The following is a 17,291-nucleotide window of genomic DNA, read 5'->3' as shown; positions in this document are numbered from 1 at the left end:
TCCCGACCGCGTCGGACTGTGGCAATCTCGGTTCACCCGCGCTCGCCCATCCAGTGTTCCAGCCAGTGTATGTCGTAGTCACCGTTTATGACATCAGGGTCGTTCACCAGGTCACGATGCAGCGGCAGGGTCGTATCGATGCCCTCGATCACCATCTCCTCGAGCGCGCGCCTCAGGCGCATCAGGCACTCGTTGCGGGTCTGGCCATGCACGATCAGCTTGGCGATCAGGCTGTCATAATGTGGTGGCACCCGATAGCCGCCGAAAATGGCCGAGTCCACACGCACGCCCAGGCCCCCCGGCGGGTGGTATTCCTTGATGAGCCCCGGCGAGGGCGCGAAGGTCTTGGGGTGCTCTGCATTGATGCGGCATTCCACGGCGTGGCCGGAGAAGGTGATGTCCTCCTGCGTGAAGGGCAGCGTGTGCCCGGCGGCAACGCGAATCTGTTCACGCACCAGGTCGATGCCCGTGATCGCCTCCGAGATGGGATGTTCGACCTGGAGGCGTGTGTTCATCTCGATGAAGAAGAACTCCCCGTCCTCGTAGAGGAATTCCAGGGTTCCGGCTGAATGATACCCCATCTTCAGGATGGCCTGGCGGGCGGTTTCACCGATGCGATGGCGCTCCTCGGCATTGAGCGCAGGTGAGAGCGCTTCCTCGAGCACCTTCTGGTGGCGGCGCTGCAACGAGCAGTCCCGTTCGCCCATGTGCACGGCACCGCCCTTGCCGTCCGCCAGGATCTGCACCTCGATGTGGCGCGGTTTCTGAAGGTATTTCTCCAGATAGACCTCGTCGTTTCCGAAGGCCGCCTTGGCCTCATTCCGCGCCATGCGGTAGGCGCTTTCCAGCTCGCTTTCGCTGTTCGCCACCTTCATACCGCGGCCGCCGCCGCCGGCAGAGGCCTTGATCAGTACCGGATACCCTGCATCCTTGGCTATGGCCCTGGCTTCCTCGTAGGAGGTGACCGCCCCTTCCGAACCGGGAACGACCGGAAGCCCCAGTTCCTTGGCGGCCACCTTGGCCTGCACTTTGTCCCCCATCATGGCGATGTGCTCGGACGAGGGGCCGATGAAGGCAAGGCCATGCTCCTCGACCATTTCGGCAAAGCGCGCATTCTCGGACAGGAAACCGACCCCGGGATGAATGGCGTCTGCGCCCGTCAGGGTGGCGCTGCTCAGGATGGCCGGGATGTTGAGGTAACTCTTGCTGGATGGGGGCGGGCCAATGCAGACGCTTTCATCGGCCAGGCGCACGTGCATGGCGTCGGCGTCGGCCGTGGAATGCACGGCCACCGTCGAGATTCCCATCTCGTGGCAGGCGCGATGAATGCGAAGGGCGATTTCTCCGCGATTGGCTATCAGGACCTTTTCGAACACGTTTTTCTGTCCTGTCCGCTTACTCGATGACGATCAAGGGCTCGTCGAATTCCACCGGATGGCCGTCCTCGACGAGTATCTTGCGGACCACGCCGGACACGGGGGCGGGCAGAGAGTTCATGACCTTCATTGCCTCGACGATCAGCAGGGTCTGACCCTCGGAAACCTTGTCACCGACCTTCACATAGGGAGCAGCCCCGGGCTCGGGCGCCAGGTAGATGGTTCCGACCATGGGGGAGGCCACGACATGACCGCTTTCCTTGGCCTCCTCTGTCTCGCCTGCCGCCGATACGGGGACGGCGCCTGCGGCGGGAACTGACGGTGCAGCGGGGCCCGAGGCGACAACGGTCTGGTTCCTGGCCACGCGGATGCGCGATTCGCCGGACTCCACTTCGATCTCACTCAGGCCCGTGTCTTCCAGGATGCCCGCAAGCTTGCGTACAGCGTCTTCGTCGAACGGAAATTTACCCGTCATTCCTGACTTAACCTTTCAGTTTCTGTGCGAGTGCCTGCAGGGCAAGACGGTAGCCTTCAACCCCGAGTCCGCAAATTACGCCTTCTGCCACCGCGCTGATATAGGAGTGGTGGCGGAAGCTTTCGCGCTTATGGATATTCGAGAGGTGAACCTCGATCAATGGCAAGCCGACTGCGGCGATGGCATCGCGCAAGGCAACCGAGGTATGGCTGTATCCTGCAGGATTGAGGACCATGCCCTGGGCGGAGTCGCGCGCCTGCTGGATCCAGCTGACCAGTTCACCTTCATGGTTGGACTGGCTGCAACTCACTTCGAGCCCCAGCGCTTCACCGGAGCTGCGGCAAAAGCTTTCCAGCTCGGACAGCGTCATCTGCCCGTAGATATCGGGTTCACGCGTACCAAGCAGGTTCAGATTGGGGCCGTTCAGGACCAGGATGTGCGGCAGGCTTGCCAAGAACTCCTCCACCCGGAAATCAGAGCGCGCAAGCGTTATCACGACCGCGCGGGCAGGGCAACTCTGTCGCAGTCCCTGTTGCTATGGGCCTGGTTCAGTCGTCCTGTTCTTCGAGCAGGGCTTCCAGTCGATCGGGGGGCAGGGCTCCGGGAATGACGGCCGAGGGGGTGACGAAGGTCGGTGTAGAGTTGATGCTGAGGTTTTCGGCCAGCCTGTAGTTGTTGCGCAGTTCCTCATCGATGCGCGCGCTCTCCATGTCTGCGCGCAGGCGGTCCCTGTCCAGGCCCGCTTCATCCGCGATGTTCATGATCGTGCTCTCGTCAAGCTGGCCGCGATGAGACATCAACGCCCAATGCAGTTCTTCATAGCGGTCCTGCTCGCGTGCCGCCAGGGCGGCGCGGGCTGCCGTCATCGAGGCTTCACCCAGGATCGGGAATTCCATCATGACCAGACGGACTTCGTCGTTGCGTTCCAGGAGCTGCTGAAGGCCCGGAGAGGCCTGCTTGCAGTAACCGCACTGGTAGTCGAAGAACTCCACCAGGCTCAGCTTGCCGTCGGGATTGCCCAGGACAGGCGCGGTGTCCGACTCAAAGAGAGCATCACCGTACTCCTCCACGGCCTGCCGGCGCGCCTGGCTGGCCTCTTCCTGTTGACGTGTCTCGAGGACTTCCAGGGCCCGCAGGATGATCTCCGGGTTTTCCATGATGTAGTTCTCGACAACACGCTCCATGGCGGCGCGTTCAGCGTCGGAAAGCGGTTTGGACTCTTCCTGGGCCGAGGCCGGAAGCGACAGGGCAAGGAGCAGGGCGCCGGACAGCGCGAAAGCGGCTCTGGAAATGGTACTTCTCCCTTGGTGCTATGATTCTTTTCAGTTCTGTTGATCGGCCTCGCGGGCGGCCGCTTCGGAAAGATCGCTGGCACGCAGCCATGCGGGGGTGTTCTTGTCCAGGAGTTTCTTGGCGCGCTCGGCCTGCCCGACGGCTTCGTTCCATGAAGCGCGCGCATAGTTCATTTCGGCGAGGGCCAGGGCCGCCCGCCCCTTGTCGCCCAGCCGGCCGTGGGCAATGGCAGTCAGGCGCCAGGCTGTGGGATTGTCACTCTCCCGCGCGCGCACCTTGGCAAGATTGTCCAACGCCGCCTGGTCGAGCTCGGGGCGGTTGAGCTGGGTCTGTACCTGGGCCAGTGTCAGGCGGATCAAAGGCTCCTCGGGCTGCAGGTTCGTGGCGGTCTGATAATCCTCCAGTGCCTCCTGCAGGCGCCCGTTCTCTAGCAGCATCTGGCCACGCATTTCATGGAAGAAGGCGTCGTTCGGATGTTCTTCAAGCAGGCGGTCCATGCCGTCGAGCGCACTGTCCAGGCGGCCGTTTCGATAATGCGAGATGGCCCGGGCATAGCGCGCAGGAACCGAAGTGTCGCTCTCGGGGTAGCGGCGCATGACCTCGCGCTCGGACTCCAGGAAGCCCGAGAGCTTCGCACGCATCCGGGCGTGCAGCCTGGCCAGTTCGGGATCCAACTGTTCATCCTCCCCGGGATGAGCCTCCACGGCATGTTCCAGGGCGCGCACCCGGTTCCGGGTCAGGGGGTGTGTGCGCATGTAGGGTTCCTGGCTGCTGCTCAGCAAGGCCTCCTGGTCCTGCATGATTTCCATGAAGTCCAACAGGCCTTTCGGGCTGTAGCCGGCACTGCGCATGTAACGAATCGCGGACTGGTCGGCGGAGTTTTCCTGCCCGCGCGTGAAGGACAGCAGCCCGCGCATGGCCATGTCCTGGCCAATGATGCTGCCGGCGGCTGCGGCCCCACTGTCGCCCGTGGCCAGGCCGGCCCCAAGGCCGAGCAGGGCGCCGGCAATGGCCTTCAGCATGGCATTTTCCATCTGATCACCGCGCGAGAAGGTGTGCCCCGCTGCGATGTGACCGGTTTCATGAGCGATCACGCCCATCAACTGGGTCGGGTCTTCCGTGCGGAGGATCAGCCCGGTGTTCAGGAACATCCGGCCGCCGGGAACCACGAAGGCGTTGAGCGTGTCATCCTCGATCAGGAAGATCTCCAGCCTGCTGGGATTCAGGCCGGCGGCTTGAAAGAGTGGCGTTGCGAAGGTGCGCACGCTATGCTCGATTTCGGCATCGCGAATGAGCGTGACGCCCTGCGCCCACGCAGACGATGACGCCCAGACCAGCAATCCCAGGAGCAAGGCAAAGATCTTGATGAAACGCATCCGCTTGAACCGGACCACCCTTAATTCCTCGGACAAATCTAATAATCCCTCGGGCAAGTCTAGTGAGGCTGTTCCCTCAACTCAACGCAAGTTGCGTGGCGGAATTGTGGCGATTGGCCTCATGACGCTTTCGGCTTGCGGCTCCGTGCAGCAGCCGGGCGAAAGCGAAGCCATGGAAGGCTTTGCCGGGCTGGTCGCTGCCGACGAGCCTCAGGCCGCCGTTGTGGGCCGCAACGTCCTGGCCGAGAATGGCAGCGCGGCGGATGCCGCCGTGGCCATGGGCTTTACCATGGGCGTGACCATGCCTTCGCGGGCCAATCCCGGTGGGGGCGGTGTCTGCGTCTCCTACCTTGCGAGCCAGCGGGAAGGCGTTTCGATCACCTTCCTGCCCCAATCCTCCGGGGGTAGTACGCCGCCACCCGCCATGGACCGCGGCCTTGCGCTTCTGCATGCTTTGCACGGGGCCAACAACTGGGAAGAATTGCTGGTGCCGGTCGAGAACCTGGCCCGGCGCGGTGTGCCCGTAAGTCGTGCTTTCGCCCGTGATATCAACGAGGCGGCCGAGGAAATTCCAGCGGAGTCGCGTCTTGGACAGCTGCTGCGGCGCGAGGATGGCGCTCTGCTGCGCGAGGGGGACCGCCTGGTTCAGCCCGGCCTAGCCGGATTGCTGGGTAACCTGCGTCGGCAAGGCGTTGGATACAGCGCGGGAAGCACCCTGGCGACCCTGATCGAGGATGCGGCAAACCGGGCTGAGCTAGATCTGACTGCGGAAGCTGTCCGCTCTGTACGGCCGCAAAGGCAGGCGCCGCAGGAAATCGGGATCGACAACGACAAGCTGTTCCTTCCCGCCGGTCCCTTTACCGAACGTCCGTTGCGTCAGCGCCTGGTTCGGGCCCTGGCCGACGGCGGGGCAGACGCCACGGCGTATCGTGGCCGCTCCGTTCCCAGCGCCGGACTGGTGGTGGCGGATCGCTTCGGCAGCGCCGTTGCCTGTGAATTCTCCATGGGTGGGCTTTTTGGTGAACAGGTGCTGTTGGAGGACAGCGGCATCATCGCCTCCAAGTCCGTTCAGGGGCCGGCGCTGGATTCCCTGACCACGGCCGTGCTGGGCAACGAGAACATCCCGCGTTCACGCATTGCGGTCGCTGCGGGCGGTGGCGATTCGGCCGGGGCGGCCGGGCATGTCATCAGTGCCGTGCTGGATCGCGGCGAGGGACTGGATGCCGCCCTGTCGGGACTTCCCGGCGAAGCACGGCGCAGCCTGGTCAATGCCATTTACTGCCCGACCGGCGCCACCGGGTCTGGTTCCGGCAGTTGCAGTGTCGCGCGTGATGCACACAGCGACGGCTTGTCCTTCCTGGTTCGCTGAGCCGGATACGGCCGAACGCGCGGGGGTATAGGATTACCTCTGCGCGGCGGCCGTGCGGCGGAAGATGACCGAGAGATTGTTGGCCGGCATTTCCACGGTTTTATCCAGCCGGAAGCCGCGATCCTGCGCCTCTTCACAGACGGTCTCCAGGTTACGCACGCCCCATTCGGAATTGCGCTGCCGAAGCTGGGCATCGAAGGCTGCGTTGCTTTCGCTGGTGTGGTCGCCCGCGCGCCGATAGGGGCCATAAAGGTACAGCGGCGCCTCGGCCGGCAGCAGCTCTGCGGCGCCGTCCAGCAGTCCCAGGCAGGCTTGCCAGGGTGCGATGTGGATCATGTTGATGCAAACGATGGCATGAAGCTCGGTCCCCCGGGGAAGGCTGGCCGGCCACTTCGGATCGCTGGCATCGAGCTTGACCGGCGGCAGGCAGTTGGACAGGTCAGACTCCTGCAGGTGATCCGTGATACTGGATCGGGCCTCCGCGGAAGGGTCGCTGGGGAGCCACGTCAATTGCGGAAAGTGGCGTGCAAAATGGGTCACGTGTTCACCGCTGCCGCTGGCAACCTCCAGAACGCTGCCACTTTCCGGCAGGATGTCTTCCAGGATCTGGGCGATGGGAGTGCGATTTCGCAGCGCGGCCGGACTATGTTGCTTGTTCATGGAAGCTCAATTTCCTCATTATTGTATGGTAAATTAGGCCTTTAAACGTATGACAATTGTTGTTTTTGTAAGGATAGGGCTTGAGTGAGCCGTCTGTTTGTTTAGAAAGAGGCCGGAAAGCCCGCTCGGCTGTTTAGTCGTAGTGGAAGAGAGACCATATAGACGGATACCAGTTTAGCAGTCCGGCCCCAGGCCGGGACAGGAGAGAAGAAGCATGACCTACGTGGTGACCGAAGCCTGCATCAAGTGCAAGTACATGGATTGTGTGGAGGTTTGTCCCGTTGATTGCTTCTACGAGGGCGAGAACATGCTGGTCATCCATCCCGACGAGTGCATTGACTGTGGGGTTTGCGAACCGGAATGCCCGCCTGAGGCCATTTTGCCCGACAGTGATCCGCAGGCTGACAAGTGGCTGGAATTGAACAAGGACTTCAGTGAGCAGTGGCCGAACATCATTGCCAAGGGTGAGGCGCCGGCCGATGCCGATGAGCACTTGGGCGAGGAAAAGAAGTACGAGAAGTACTTCAGTTCGAATCCCGGGCAGGGCGACTGACTCCCGGTTTCTCTCCGTCTGGCAAAAAGCCATCTGCAACAGACCATCTGCCTCATGACCGCAGACATGTTGCAGGTGCGTTGTATTTTTCCGCGGATTGTCGTATATTTGTAAAAGATGGTGGCCGGTGAATCGGCCACGCTTTTTTGCAGACAGCAGAGCCTTTGACCCTGCATCTCGCTAACAGATAATCGTGACGGCGGCAAGTGCGTGTTTCCACGCCTTTGCCTCTCGTTTCCTGTTTTGCGTCAGGCCGGAGTATTGCTGGGCCTCGGCTGTTATTGCGCGACCTTCCGCAGTGGCGGTTATACGGAGACTGAATCGAGAGATGGCGAAGAAACTGGAGTTTTCGGCGGGCGATTTTGTGGTTTACCCGACACACGGCGTCGGCCGTGTCCTTGAGATAGATCAGCAGGACATTTCGGGCTTCAAGGTCGAACTGATCGTGATCAAGTTTGAGCATGACCGCATGATCCTGCGCGTTCCTGTGGAGAAAGCTCATAATTCCGGTTTGCGCAAGTTGTCTTCCAAGAAGATCATGGAATCGGCTCTGACGACACTGAAGGGCCGCAGCCGTGCCAAGCGTACCATGTGGTCTCGACGCGCCCAGGAATACGAGGCCAAGATCAATTCCGGCGATCCTGTGTCCATTGCCGAAGTGGTGCGCGACCTGCACCGGGCCGATGACCAGCCCGAACAGTCCTACAGTGAGCGCCAGATGTACCAGGCGGCCCTGGACCGCTTGGCGCGTGAGTTTGCTGCGCTGGAACAGATCGACGAATCCGCTGCTGCGGAGAAGCTCGAGAACATGCTGAAGGCGGCGTGAAGCTGCGCTTCCACTTTTTCCTGTCGGTCCATGCCCCCGCACCCCATGCCCCTGTACCGGACGCGGCTGCCCCGGGGCGATGACTTGACGCCGGCTCTCTGTGCAGTTGCCCCCGATGCTGGTACCCTTGCGGCGGAGATGGAGTCGCAGGAACGCAGCCAGGGGCAGGTAACGGCGGCAAGATGAGCAGTGGGCAGATTTTCGGGGAACTGGTCGAGGCGCGCCGCGTCTGGGCCATCGCGTCCATCCATGGTGAGGCGGACCGTCTGGTCGGCCTGCATGAAAGGCTCTGGCCGCGTGCGGAAGCGGGCGACCGCCTGGTCTATCTGGGAAACATCATCGGCCGCGGCGCGGCATCGGGTGAAACCCTGGACGAACTGCTGGGGTTCCGCACCGCTTTCATGACACTTGAGCCCGCCACCGATGAGCAGGTGGTCTTCCTGCGCGGCAGCCAGGAAGAGATGTGGCAGAAGCTGCTGCAGCTGCAGTTCGCAACAGACCCGCGCATGGTTATGGAATGGATGCTTCAGCAGGGGGTCGGCGCCACCCTTGAGGCCTATGGCATGGACCCCGACGAGGCCCGTCGCGCCGCGGGCAGCGGGACCGTCGGCCTGACCCGTTGGACACAGGCCTTGCGCGCGCGCATCCAAGCCCGTCCCGGTCATTACGAATTCATGGGTTCCATTCGGCGCGCCGCCTATACCGGGGATCATGGCCTGCTGTTCGTACACAGCGGTTTTGATCCCTCGCGTCCGCTGGAAACGCAGAGGGACAGTTTCTGGTGGAGCAGCAATGGCTTTACCACTCTTGAGAGCCCGTACAGCAGCTACAAGCGCGTGGTGCGGGGTTTCGAGAAAAGCCATCCCGGCGTTCTGGTCGAGGACTATACCGCAACGCTGGATGCTGGTTGTGGTTTCGGTGGCTCGCTGGTGGCCGCCTGTTTCCTGCCAGACGGGCAGGTGGTCGACGCGCTGGAAGCCTGAAGCGCCTGCCGTTTTCAGGGCGCGACGGCAGCTTTTCCATGCGCCAGTGATCCATTCACCGCCTATGAGCGTAAAGCATTTCAACAAAGGCTTACGCTTTGACAGGTGAAGGAAACACAGATGGCGCACTACGAAGACAGCCAGACCCAACGTGCCGGCGCCCGTTTCATCCGACGCAGCATGTCCGAACCGCTTTTGAGCCGCGAACACGAGTTCGAACTGGCCAGCGCCTGGCGTGATCGGCAGGACGAGGCGGCCCTGCACGAACTGATCCGCAGTTACATGCGCCTTGTGATTTCCAGTGCCATGCGCTTTCGCCACTATGGCCTGCCCGTCAGTGACCTGGTGCAGGAAGGGTCCGTCGGCCTGATGCAGGCAGCGGCGCGGTTCGAGCCCGATCGGGAAGTGCGTTTCTCGACCTATGCCACCTGGTGGATCCGCTCCGCCATCCAGGACTATATCCTGCGCAACTGGTCGATCGTGCGCACCGGAACCACGGCGTCCCAGAAATCGCTGTTCTTCAACCTGCGGCGCCTGCGGGCCCAGATCGAAGAGAACAGCGGGGCCGGCCTGGACGACGAAGGACGCAGCAAGATCGCCCGCGACCTGAAGGTGGCCCTGAGCGATGTGGAATCCATGGAAAACCGCCTGTCCGGTTCAGACCAGTCCCTCAATGCGACCCTGAACGAGGAGGAAGAGGCCGAGTGGCAGGACTTCCTGGCCGATGAACGCGTCGGGCCGGAAGACAGCACCATGCAGTCCCTGGATATTCAGCAGCGCTCGCGCTGGCTGAAAGAGGCGCTTGAGTGCCTGGATACGCGCGAGCGCCAGATCATCGAGGCGCGACGCCTGGCCGAGGATGAGGATGTGATGACCCTGGAAACCCTGGGTCACCAGCTCGGGGTCAGCAAGGAACGGGTGCGTCAGCTTGAAAACCGTGCCCTCGGCAAGCTGCGCGCTGCGGTCATGCAGCATGGCGCACGCCCCAATGACCTGATGCTTGAAGCCTGACTCAGAGGCGTGCCCTGCCGGGGTTCAGGATGCGCGAAAGCAGGCTGGCCAGGAACGCGAGCATCAACGCCAGCGATGCGATCAGGAACAGCAATCCGAAATCTCCGTCGCTGCGCGCAAACAGCCAGGAAAATCCGTAACCGCTGGCGGCCTGCCCCAGCGCAAAGGTGACCGTGGCCAGGCTCCAGGCCCGACCATGTGCCAGTGGGTCCGTGATGTGCGCCCGTGTCTGCCCCAGCACCAGGGTGACGCTGCCGGTTATGGCAGCACCGCCCAGCAGGCTGGACAGGCCCAGGAGCGGAATTGAGTGATCAACGGAAAGCAGGCCAACCGTTGCGATATTGATCAGCAGCAGTACGCGTAATGCCGTTCCGAAGTCGGTAAAGTCGGCCAGACGGCCCGATGCCAGCGGTCCCAGCAGGGCGCCGAGACCAAGTATGGCCCAATAGACACCACCGATGAAAATGCCCTGTCCGAGACCCCGGGCCACGAAATCCGCCAGGAAAACCATGTGCGGCACCAGGCCGATCGCGGCCAGGCCATAGCTGGCGTAGATGGCCAGCATGTCGCCACGCCAGGCGGCGCTATGGCTGCGATATGCGGGCGCTGCGCCCCTCTGGGGAGCGGCATCGTTCGGCCACCACCACCAGGCGGCCAGGCTGGCGCAGAGTGACAACAAGGCCAAGCCAAGCCAGGTTACAAGCAGTCCACGGGTCAGCAACAGGGGAACCAGCGTCCCCGACAGGACAATGCCAAGCCCAACGCCGGTGAAGATTGCTCCTGAGGCAAGTCCGCGCAGGCCCTGCGGGCTGTGCGACAGGGCTGCAGGGGCGGCAATGACCATCAAGGCCCCGCCGGTCAGGCCGGACAGGAGGCGCCAGAGGAAATACCAGGCAAAGGAAATGGGCAGCGCACTGGCGGCGAAGGCGGCGGTGGCCAGGAGCATGAGAATGCGCAGTGCGGTGGCTGGCCTGCAGTGGCGTGTCAGGCGTTGTCCGCACAAGGCGCCCAGCAGGTAGCCCGCCAGATTGGCAGCCCCCAGATAGGCGGCCTGGCCCGGTTCGAACCAGCCCGCCTCGATAATCGCCGGGAGCAGGGGCGTATAGGCGAAGCGGGACAGGCCAATTCCCACCAGAACGGCCAGGAAAGCCGCAGCGATGACCTTCAAGGCCGCGGTGTCCAGTGTCTGTCCCCGGCGCAGGCTGGACATGAAATCTCCATCCCCTGGCTTCACCGCCCCCGGTGAGCTCGCTTCAAGAAGGTGATTTCACCTCTGGACCCCGCTTGGCGCAATCACTGTGGCTGTCCGCAAGGGACATGGCAGCCATGCCGCTGTTCTCATGCGTCGCGAAGCGAAGGCCTGGCTATTCCTCGACCACGGTCTTGACCCTGTCGCCAGCACGCAGCCGATCATTGGGCCCCAGACCGTTCAGCACCCGGAACCGCGCCTCGCGGTACTGGTCGAACGGCATTCTGCGGGCGATGGCGGCAACGCTTTCACCCTGTTGAACCTGGTGGATGCGCAGACGGTACGGGCGCAGCGAATTGGCCTCGTTCTGACTGAGGCGGCGGAAGCTGTAGGTGGTTTCACGCAAGCCTTGCGAGAGCTGGCTGGTCGCTTGTGGCGGTGTCACGAACATGAAGCGATAGATCTGGTTGCCGCTTTCCCGAATGGCCACCAGGCGCAGGTCGCGTGGCCCCTGGTTGGTGTTCGCGCGGGTTACCGCCGTGGCAGCTTCCATGCCGTTGATGTCCAGGGATTCCACCTGTTCCAGGCGAATGCCCTGGGCCCATTGCCGGGTCAGGTAGTCCTGCATGGAGCCGCCAACCTGTCGCCGGTCGCCATCGAAGATGATGCCCGCGCCGTTCGGACCGCTGGCCACGACCTTGTCGCTGCTGTTCCGAAGGTGGAAGCCCTCGGGGACGGTAAAGGTGATGCGCATCTGAGGGTGCGAGAAGCGCTGCCCACGGATGAAGCCCTCACTGGGGCTGTCACCATAGAGCATGCCGTCGATCTTCGAGAGGTAGAGATCTCGCTCGCGCATGGGGTCTTCGGGCGGACTGACGCCGGCCCGGTTGGCGGCCTGCTGGACACGATCAGCAGTGCGCGGGTGGCTCTGCATGATATCGAACTCGTCGGAGGATCCCCCGCGCCCGGCCATTTCCGCCTGAAGGCGGCTGTTCTGCAGCAGCGAGTTCAGAAAGGCGCTGGACGCGCGGGTGTCATAACCGGCCCGGGCCAGGTAGCGGATGCCCAGGGTGTCGGCCTCGAACTCCTGGTCGCGGCTATAGCTCTGGACCATGGCCGCGGAAACCGGTGCTGCGGCCTGGGCCGCCTCGCCCCCCAGCAGGACGGCCAAGCCGAGCTGGGCCGCGCCGGCAAGCACCGAGGAGCCCTGGCGCGCGGCGGCATGGCGGGCGGTGACGTGGCCGATCTCGTGGCCGATGACGCTGGCCAGTTCGGCTTCGTTGTTGGCAAGCGCGACCAGGCCGCGTGTGACATAGACATAGCCGCCGGGCAGGGCGAAGGCGTTGACCTGGGGGCTGTCGATCACGGTGAAGGTGAAGTCCAGATCGGGCATTTCAGAGGTGCGGGCCAGCAGGTCGCCAATTGAGCTGACGTACTGGTTCAGTTCCGGGTCATCATAGACGCCCCCGAACTGGTCCTTGGCTTCCTGGTGCATCTCGCGGCCAACTTCCCGCTCGCGCTCCTGGGTCATTCCGCCTGTAAAGATCTGCTCCCCGGTCGCCGGTGCCGTTTCGCAACCGGCCATGAGGGGCAGAGCAAGGGCCACGGTCAGGCCTGTGAGCCATTTCCGCGTTTGCCTCAGGAAAGTCGTATCGCTCATTCCAGCACCTCGATCTGTTCGGGATAACTCAGCTCGATCATGGGCCCATTGTAGGAAACAAGCCAGCCCCGTACACGGAGCCTGCGCCCTTGAAGCCTGTCCAGCGGACCGCTTGCCTCTTCGAACTCCGCAAGTCTCTCAGGATTGAGGTAGATCGTGAAGTCCTCGCGCCAATCCGCACCGAAATTGATATAGCCGCGCCCGCGGATTGCTGCGGTGTCCTGCACGCGCCCCTCGATCAGGCGCCAGCGTCCAATGGCCTTGTGTGCCTGGCCGTGGGACAAGGGATGAAGGCGCGGACTTTGCCAGAGTCCTGCACCCGCACGTCTGGCTTCGTCCTCGAGGGTAAGCAGTTCCCTTTGTCCGCCCCGCCTGGAGGGCGCCGCCTGGGTGACAGCCAAGCCTGCGCGAATCAGTTGCCCCTGAAGCCAGCTGTCCGAGGCATCCTGCAGGTACACCTGGCTCGGCTGGCGGCCATGCCGGTCCCGTACGAGCGCCGAGGGGATAAGCCTAAGTTCCTTGTCACGGGTCAGGCGGTCCAGAAGGTCGGCCGCCTTGTTGTGCCAGGCTTCGCTCTGCTCCGGCTGCTCCAATACCGCTGCAGGCGGCAGGATGCCCGCCAGCAGAATCGTTTCGCCCGTGGCAAGGGTGAGTGTAAATCCGGAATTCGTGACTGCCGTTTTGACAGCTGTCCCGCGCAACGGACCTTCAGCCAGGGTGAGTCCCGGCAGACCGAGCAGAAATACAAGCAGGAGGGTGGGCAAGCTTCGCATGGGACCTTCGCAGGACAAACTGCCGCAAGATTACTGCGCTTTGGCCGCAATGGTAAGAGGGGCCGTGTCTGCTGACACTGTTCAAGCCTCTCGGCTGCGTTATAAAGAGCCCGCGTGCCGGTGTGCCCTTTGCGCCCGGTCCCTTGAACAGTCAACGTAGCGGTGAGCATGTCGGAACTGGATTTCTTTCCCCCAATCGAGCCCTATGACAGCGGATACCTGAAGGTCAGCGACCTGCACGAGATCTACTGGGAACAGTCGGGCAATCCCGACGGCCAGCCCGTAATCTTCCTGCATGGCGGACCGGGGGCCGGGGCCTCTGCCACGCATCGCCGCTTCTTCGATCCGGCGCACTATCGCATCGTCATCTTCGACCAGCGCGGCGCCGGCCGCTCACGCCCGCTGGGCGAGGTGGAGGAGAACACCACTGGGCACCTGATCGCGGACATGGAGCGCCTGCGGGAGATGCTGAAGATCGAGTCCTGGCAGGTCTTCGGCGGCTCCTGGGGCTCGACCCTGGCGCTGGCCTATGCCGAGGCCCATCCCGAGCGCGTGCGTGCCCTGGTTCTGCGCGGCATCTTCATGTGCCGGGAGAGCGAGGTGAACTGGTTCCTCTATGGCCTGCGTTCCTTCTTCCCGGAGGTCTGGGACAAGCTGGTCTCGCCCCTGGATGACGCGGAGCGCCAGGACATCCTGCGCGCCTATCACAAGCGCCTGATGCATCCGGATCCGGCGGTGCACATGCCGGCGGCCCGGGCCTGGAGCACCTACGAGGGCAGCTGCTCCACCCTGCTGCCCAGTCCGGAGACCGTGTCGGCCTTTGGCCAGGACACCATGGCGCTGGGCCTGGCGCGTATGGAGGCCCACTATTTCCTGAACGGCGTCTTCCTGCCGCCCAATTCATTGCTGGACAATGTGGGGCGTATCCAGGACATCCCTGGCACCATCGTCCAGGGGCGCTATGACTGCATCTGCCCGCCGATCACGGCCTTCGAGTTGCGCGATGCCTGGCCCAGGGCGGAGTTCATCCTGGTACCCGATGCCGGCCACTCGGCCATGGAGCCGGGCATCCGCAAGGCCCTGGTGGCGGCAACGGAGAAGTACAAGGAACTGGCCTGAGAGGGCAGGTGGAAAAAGCGCCACAGCGGACTTGGGCAAGCCCGCTGGCGCTGCTATAAACCTTCACGTGGCCCCGTAGCTCAGCCGGATAGAGCACAGGATTCCTAATCCTGGGGTCGCAGGTTCGAATCCTGCCGGGGTCACCATTCTCTTTATAGCTGTCATGGCACCCAAAGGTTATATCAAAGTTCGCATTGTATATACATATGACACCCATCTGCTTTGCTTATCCAGACAATCAAGCTAGACCGCAGACTCATAAGACTTCAACCAGATGCGCAATGAAGCGAGCTTGAGCGCAGCCATGTAGTTCCCCGGATTTCGGTCATAACGTGTTGCGATGACGCGGAATGGCTTCATCTTTCCAAAGAAGCGCTCGACCAGGTTACGATAGCGGTAGAGGAAGTCAGAGAAGGCAAAGGCCTCCTTCCAATTCTTGCGGGTCGGAATGTTAGCCCAAGCGTCCCCTTCCTCGACAAGCTGACGAATCTCCATGCTATCATAGACTTTGTCGTCATGCGCCTGTCCTGCTGTCAGCTTCAGGGTGATAGCCCCCCCTTCGGCATCCACCAGCGCATGCCAGGACTGAACAGCTAGTTAGTGTTGCAATCCCGTCTCCCTCAACACGCATTGGCCTTCTCGCAAAGCTTCACATATCCGATTGTTCAAGGTGGTCTTTCGTGGAACATTCAGTAGCAGAGGATAATCTGATTCCTGCCAACTGCTCATTGCGGAGTTCTTAAACTTACATTCTTTCTTCAGTGAATTCAGGTCAGTTTATTTACATTCCGAATAGGCGGCGATATCTCGATGAATACCCATAGCACGCACCACGATCTTATCATTAAAGACGTCCGTATCTTCGACGGCACTGGGGGAGAGGAACGCCGCGGGGATGTGGCCGTTAAAGGGGATCGGATCTCGGCAATAGGATCGCTCGAACGAAGCTCCGCGACTGCCGTGATCGAAGGTGGAGGGTTGGCACTCGCCCCTGGATTCATAGACGTTCACACGCACGATGATGCGCAAGTTCTGTCTCAAAACCCGATGGCGTCAAAAATTACTCAGGGCGTGACAACCGTTATTGTTGGTAATTGCGGCATCAGCCTTGCGCCACTCCAACCCGATGGGGCTGTGCCTGCACCCCTAAATGTTATCGGCGACGAAAGCATCTATCAGTATCCGAAGTTTTCTGACTATATCGCGTTGCTGCAAAGTGCACCCCCGGCGGTAAATGTAGCCCCTCTGGTAGGGCATTCGACATTACGTGTGGGGGCGATGGATTCTCTTGATCGACCTGCCACAGACAAAGAGCTCGAGGAAATGGGCGCTTGCCTGCAGGAAGCGCTGGACGCGGGTGCTATCGGTCTTAGCACCGGACTTTATTATCCACCTGCCCGCCACGCCCCGGCGACTGAGGTCCTCCAGCTTCTAAAGTTGATGGCAGGTACCGGGGGCATCTATACGACCCACATGCGAAATGAGGATGATCATGTCGAGGAATCGCTGCGTGAATCCTTTGAGACGGCTGCCTCTGCTGGTGTCCCACTCGTTGTGTCCCATCACAAATGCATGGGCCATAAAAATCATGGTTTAAGTACCCAAACGCTCAAAATGTTCGACGAAGTTCGGCGGCATCAAACGGTTGGCCTGGATGCATATCCCTACATTGCGGGTTCGAGTTCACTGTTGCCGGAAATGGTCGAGCAATCTACTCGCGTTCTGGTGACCTGGTCCCAACCATATCCAGAATTCAATGGATGGGACCTGGAACGTATCGCTGAAGTTTTGAATTGCCCGATTGATGAGGCAATTGAGCGTTTGACCCCCGCCGGTGCGATCTATTTTTGTATGTCGGAGGACGATGTACGACGCATCATCACGTATCCATATACGATGATCGGCTCCGACGGCATTCCGTACGGTGAGCACCCTCATCCTCGCCTCTGGGGCACCTTTCCCCGCGTACTGGGATCCTACGCGCGTGATTTGGAATTGATGCCCTTGGAAACAGCGGTCCACAAGATGACTGGATTAGCAGCCAGCACTTTCGGTTTGAAGGATCGAGGTCGCATAGTCGAAGGCGCATTTGCTGATATGGTGCTATTCGACGCGGAACGCGTCGCTGACACCGCGACGTACGAGGAGCCTGTTAGACCCGCTACTGGGATAGAGCTGGTTCTTGTCAACGGTTCGATCGCACTCGATCACGGATCAATGTCGGAGATGCGCTCGGGGCATGTTGTTCTCCGAGAGAAATGATTGCTAAACAGCAATCGACTAGTTGTTCAGTCCCGGCATGTGGTGGATCGGGTTTAGTTTGAATCGTTGAGGCTGTGACGTCCAGGCTTTGCAGATGAATTCATAGGGCGTGAGACCACCCAGTGTCTTCAGCCTTCGTGCAAAGTTGTAGGCTTTCACGAAGTCGTCGAGATGGTCGTCCAGCTGACTATGACTGTCATAGTGGAAGCGCTTGACGGTGGCGTCCTTGATGGTGCGGTTCATGCGTTCCACCTGTCCGTTCGTCCAGGGATGACCGATTTTGGTCAGGCGGTGCTCGATGCCGTTCTCGGTGCAAACCCGTCCGAAGATATGGCCGCTGTCATGGATGTCCTGGGCACGCAGGCT

At 61.6% G+C, this 17,291-nt stretch carries 17 protein-coding genes, 1 tRNA gene and 1 pseudogene; 8 read left to right on the top strand and 11 right to left on the bottom strand.

The window, feature by feature from the left end:
• Positions 1-32: 32 nt before the first annotated feature.
• The 5 genes from accC to BP38_RS0109780 all read right to left on the bottom strand — a co-directional run bounded on the left by accC (position 33) and on the right by BP38_RS0109780 (position 4,538).
• The gene (gene accC / locus BP38_RS0109800; RefSeq protein ID WP_026987582.1) at positions 33-1,376 is read right to left on the bottom strand and encodes an acetyl-CoA carboxylase biotin carboxylase subunit; all 1,344 of its coding nucleotides are present in this window, start codon (positions 1,374-1,376) and stop codon (positions 33-35) included.
• 19 nt (positions 1,377-1,395) lie between these two features.
• A complete protein-coding gene (gene accB, locus BP38_RS0109795) occupies positions 1,396-1,851 on the bottom strand; it encodes an acetyl-CoA carboxylase biotin carboxyl carrier protein (RefSeq protein ID WP_026987581.1) in 456 nt (151 codons plus the stop codon).
• A 7-nt stretch (positions 1,852-1,858) separates the two neighbouring features.
• Positions 1,859-2,305 carry a type II 3-dehydroquinate dehydratase gene (aroQ, locus tag BP38_RS0109790; RefSeq protein WP_081816599.1) on the bottom strand — a complete coding sequence of 149 codons (447 nt, stop codon included), beginning with the start codon at positions 2,303-2,305 and terminating at the stop codon, positions 1,859-1,861.
• Positions 2,306-2,399: 94 nt separating this feature from the next.
• Positions 2,400-3,035, bottom strand: coding sequence for a DsbA family protein (locus BP38_RS0109785; RefSeq protein WP_081816583.1), 636 nt, complete (start codon positions 3,033-3,035; stop codon positions 2,400-2,402).
• A 138-nt stretch (positions 3,036-3,173) separates the two neighbouring features.
• Positions 3,174-4,538 carry a M48 family metalloprotease gene (locus BP38_RS0109780; RefSeq protein ID WP_162175147.1) on the bottom strand — a complete coding sequence of 455 codons (1,365 nt, stop codon included), beginning with the start codon at positions 4,536-4,538 and terminating at the stop codon, positions 3,174-3,176.
• Positions 4,539-4,641: 103 nt separating this feature from the next.
• Between BP38_RS0109780 and BP38_RS0109775 the strand changes: the two genes are divergently transcribed.
• Complete coding sequence (locus tag BP38_RS0109775) at positions 4,642-5,889, top strand: gamma-glutamyltransferase (protein ID WP_026987577.1); 1,248 nt, start codon at positions 4,642-4,644, stop codon at positions 5,887-5,889.
• 33 nt (positions 5,890-5,922) lie between these two features.
• On the opposite strand, the gene BP38_RS0109770 is transcribed toward BP38_RS0109775, so the two are convergent.
• Entirely contained in the window at positions 5,923-6,549 is a 627-nt protein-coding gene (locus BP38_RS0109770) for a DUF938 domain-containing protein (protein WP_026987576.1), read from the bottom strand.
• 214 nt (positions 6,550-6,763) lie between these two features.
• Between BP38_RS0109770 and fdxA the strand changes: the two genes are divergently transcribed.
• The 4 genes from fdxA to BP38_RS0109750 all read left to right on the top strand — a co-directional run bounded on the left by fdxA (position 6,764) and on the right by BP38_RS0109750 (position 9,922).
• Positions 6,764-7,102, top strand: coding sequence for a ferredoxin FdxA (gene fdxA / locus BP38_RS0109765; protein ID WP_026987575.1), 339 nt, complete (start codon positions 6,764-6,766; stop codon positions 7,100-7,102).
• A gap of 328 nt (positions 7,103-7,430) precedes the next feature.
• Positions 7,431-7,928, top strand: coding sequence for a CarD family transcriptional regulator (locus BP38_RS0109760; protein ID WP_026987574.1), 498 nt, complete (start codon positions 7,431-7,433; stop codon positions 7,926-7,928).
• 182 nt (positions 7,929-8,110) lie between these two features.
• Positions 8,111-8,911: a hypothetical protein gene (locus BP38_RS0109755; protein ID WP_026987573.1), complete on the top strand. Its 801-nt coding sequence runs from the start codon at positions 8,111-8,113 to the stop codon at positions 8,909-8,911.
• A gap of 120 nt (positions 8,912-9,031) precedes the next feature.
• Positions 9,032-9,922: an RNA polymerase factor sigma-32 gene (locus tag BP38_RS0109750; RefSeq protein ID WP_026987572.1), complete on the top strand. Its 891-nt coding sequence runs from the start codon at positions 9,032-9,034 to the stop codon at positions 9,920-9,922.
• A gap of 1 nt (position 9,923) precedes the next feature.
• Here the strand turns inward: BP38_RS0109750 and BP38_RS0109745 are convergent, their stop codons facing one another.
• The 3 genes from BP38_RS0109745 to BP38_RS0109735 all read right to left on the bottom strand — a co-directional run bounded on the left by BP38_RS0109745 (position 9,924) and on the right by BP38_RS0109735 (position 13,544).
• A complete protein-coding gene (locus tag BP38_RS0109745) occupies positions 9,924-11,132 on the bottom strand; it encodes a YbfB/YjiJ family MFS transporter (RefSeq protein ID WP_035724600.1) in 1,209 nt (402 codons plus the stop codon).
• 154 nt (positions 11,133-11,286) lie between these two features.
• Complete coding sequence (locus tag BP38_RS20005; RefSeq protein ID WP_051609199.1) at positions 11,287-12,771, bottom strand: M48 family metalloprotease; 1,485 nt, start codon at positions 12,769-12,771, stop codon at positions 11,287-11,289.
• Positions 12,768-13,544 (bottom strand): thermonuclease family protein, encoded by a 777-nt coding sequence (locus tag BP38_RS0109735; RefSeq protein WP_026987570.1) that lies wholly within the window; start codon positions 13,542-13,544, stop codon positions 12,768-12,770. Before BP38_RS0109735 ends, BP38_RS20005 begins: the two co-directional genes overlap by 4 nt.
• Before the next feature lie 168 nt (positions 13,545-13,712).
• Between BP38_RS0109735 and pip the strand changes: the two genes are divergently transcribed.
• Positions 13,713-14,663 (top strand): prolyl aminopeptidase, encoded by a 951-nt coding sequence (gene pip / locus BP38_RS0109730; protein ID WP_026987569.1) that lies wholly within the window; start codon positions 13,713-13,715, stop codon positions 14,661-14,663.
• A 69-nt stretch (positions 14,664-14,732) separates the two neighbouring features.
• A tRNA-Arg gene (locus tag BP38_RS0109725) sits at positions 14,733-14,809 on the top strand.
• Positions 14,810-14,906: 97 nt separating this feature from the next.
• Here BP38_RS0109725 and BP38_RS20000 read toward each other — a convergent pair.
• Positions 14,907-15,242 (bottom strand): annotated as a pseudogene (locus tag BP38_RS20000) (IS5/IS1182 family transposase); the annotation flags it as partial.
• A 231-nt stretch (positions 15,243-15,473) separates the two neighbouring features.
• Between BP38_RS20000 and BP38_RS0109715 the strand changes: the two are divergent.
• Positions 15,474-16,925, top strand: coding sequence for an N-acyl-D-amino-acid deacylase family protein (locus tag BP38_RS0109715; RefSeq protein ID WP_026987568.1), 1,452 nt, complete (start codon positions 15,474-15,476; stop codon positions 16,923-16,925).
• Between the two features lie 18 nt (positions 16,926-16,943).
• Here the strand turns inward: BP38_RS0109715 and BP38_RS0109710 are convergent.
• Positions 16,944-17,291 (bottom strand): integrase core domain-containing protein (locus BP38_RS0109710; RefSeq protein ID WP_026987567.1); only part of this gene is annotated, 348 nt, incomplete at its 5' end.

Source organism: Fodinicurvata fenggangensis DSM 21160 (genome assembly GCF_000686045.1).
GTDB classification, from domain to species: Bacteria; Pseudomonadota; Alphaproteobacteria; order Kiloniellales; family DSM-21159; genus Fodinicurvata; species Fodinicurvata fenggangensis.
This window is presented reverse-complemented; position numbering and strand designations above follow the sequence as displayed.

Coding starts and splice junctions, on each gene's coding strand:
- accB (WP_026987581.1), bottom strand. CDS start 1,851: ATGACGGGTAAATTTCCGTTCGACGAAGACGCTGTACGCAAGCTTGCG.
- BP38_RS0109785 (WP_081816583.1), bottom strand. CDS start 3,035: ATGGAGCGTGTTGTCGAGAACTACATCATGGAAAACCCGGAGATCATC.
- BP38_RS0109775 (WP_026987577.1), top strand. CDS start 4,642: ATGACGCTTTCGGCTTGCGGCTCCGTGCAGCAGCCGGGCGAAAGCGAA.
- BP38_RS0109770 (WP_026987576.1), bottom strand. CDS start 6,549: ATGAACAAGCAACATAGTCCGGCCGCGCTGCGAAATCGCACTCCCATC.
- fdxA (WP_026987575.1), top strand. CDS start 6,764: ATGACCTACGTGGTGACCGAAGCCTGCATCAAGTGCAAGTACATGGAT.
- BP38_RS0109760 (WP_026987574.1), top strand. CDS start 7,431: ATGGCGAAGAAACTGGAGTTTTCGGCGGGCGATTTTGTGGTTTACCCG.
- BP38_RS0109755 (WP_026987573.1), top strand. CDS start 8,111: ATGAGCAGTGGGCAGATTTTCGGGGAACTGGTCGAGGCGCGCCGCGTC.
- BP38_RS0109750 (WP_026987572.1), top strand. CDS start 9,032: ATGGCGCACTACGAAGACAGCCAGACCCAACGTGCCGGCGCCCGTTTC.
- BP38_RS0109745 (WP_035724600.1), bottom strand. CDS start 11,132: ATGTCCAGCCTGCGCCGGGGACAGACACTGGACACCGCGGCCTTGAAG.
- BP38_RS20005 (WP_051609199.1), bottom strand. CDS start 12,771: ATGAGCGATACGACTTTCCTGAGGCAAACGCGGAAATGGCTCACAGGC.
- BP38_RS0109735 (WP_026987570.1), bottom strand. CDS start 13,544: ATGCGAAGCTTGCCCACCCTCCTGCTTGTATTTCTGCTCGGTCTGCCG.
- pip (WP_026987569.1), top strand. CDS start 13,713: ATGTCGGAACTGGATTTCTTTCCCCCAATCGAGCCCTATGACAGCGGA.
- BP38_RS0109715 (WP_026987568.1), top strand. CDS start 15,474: ATGAATACCCATAGCACGCACCACGATCTTATCATTAAAGACGTCCGT.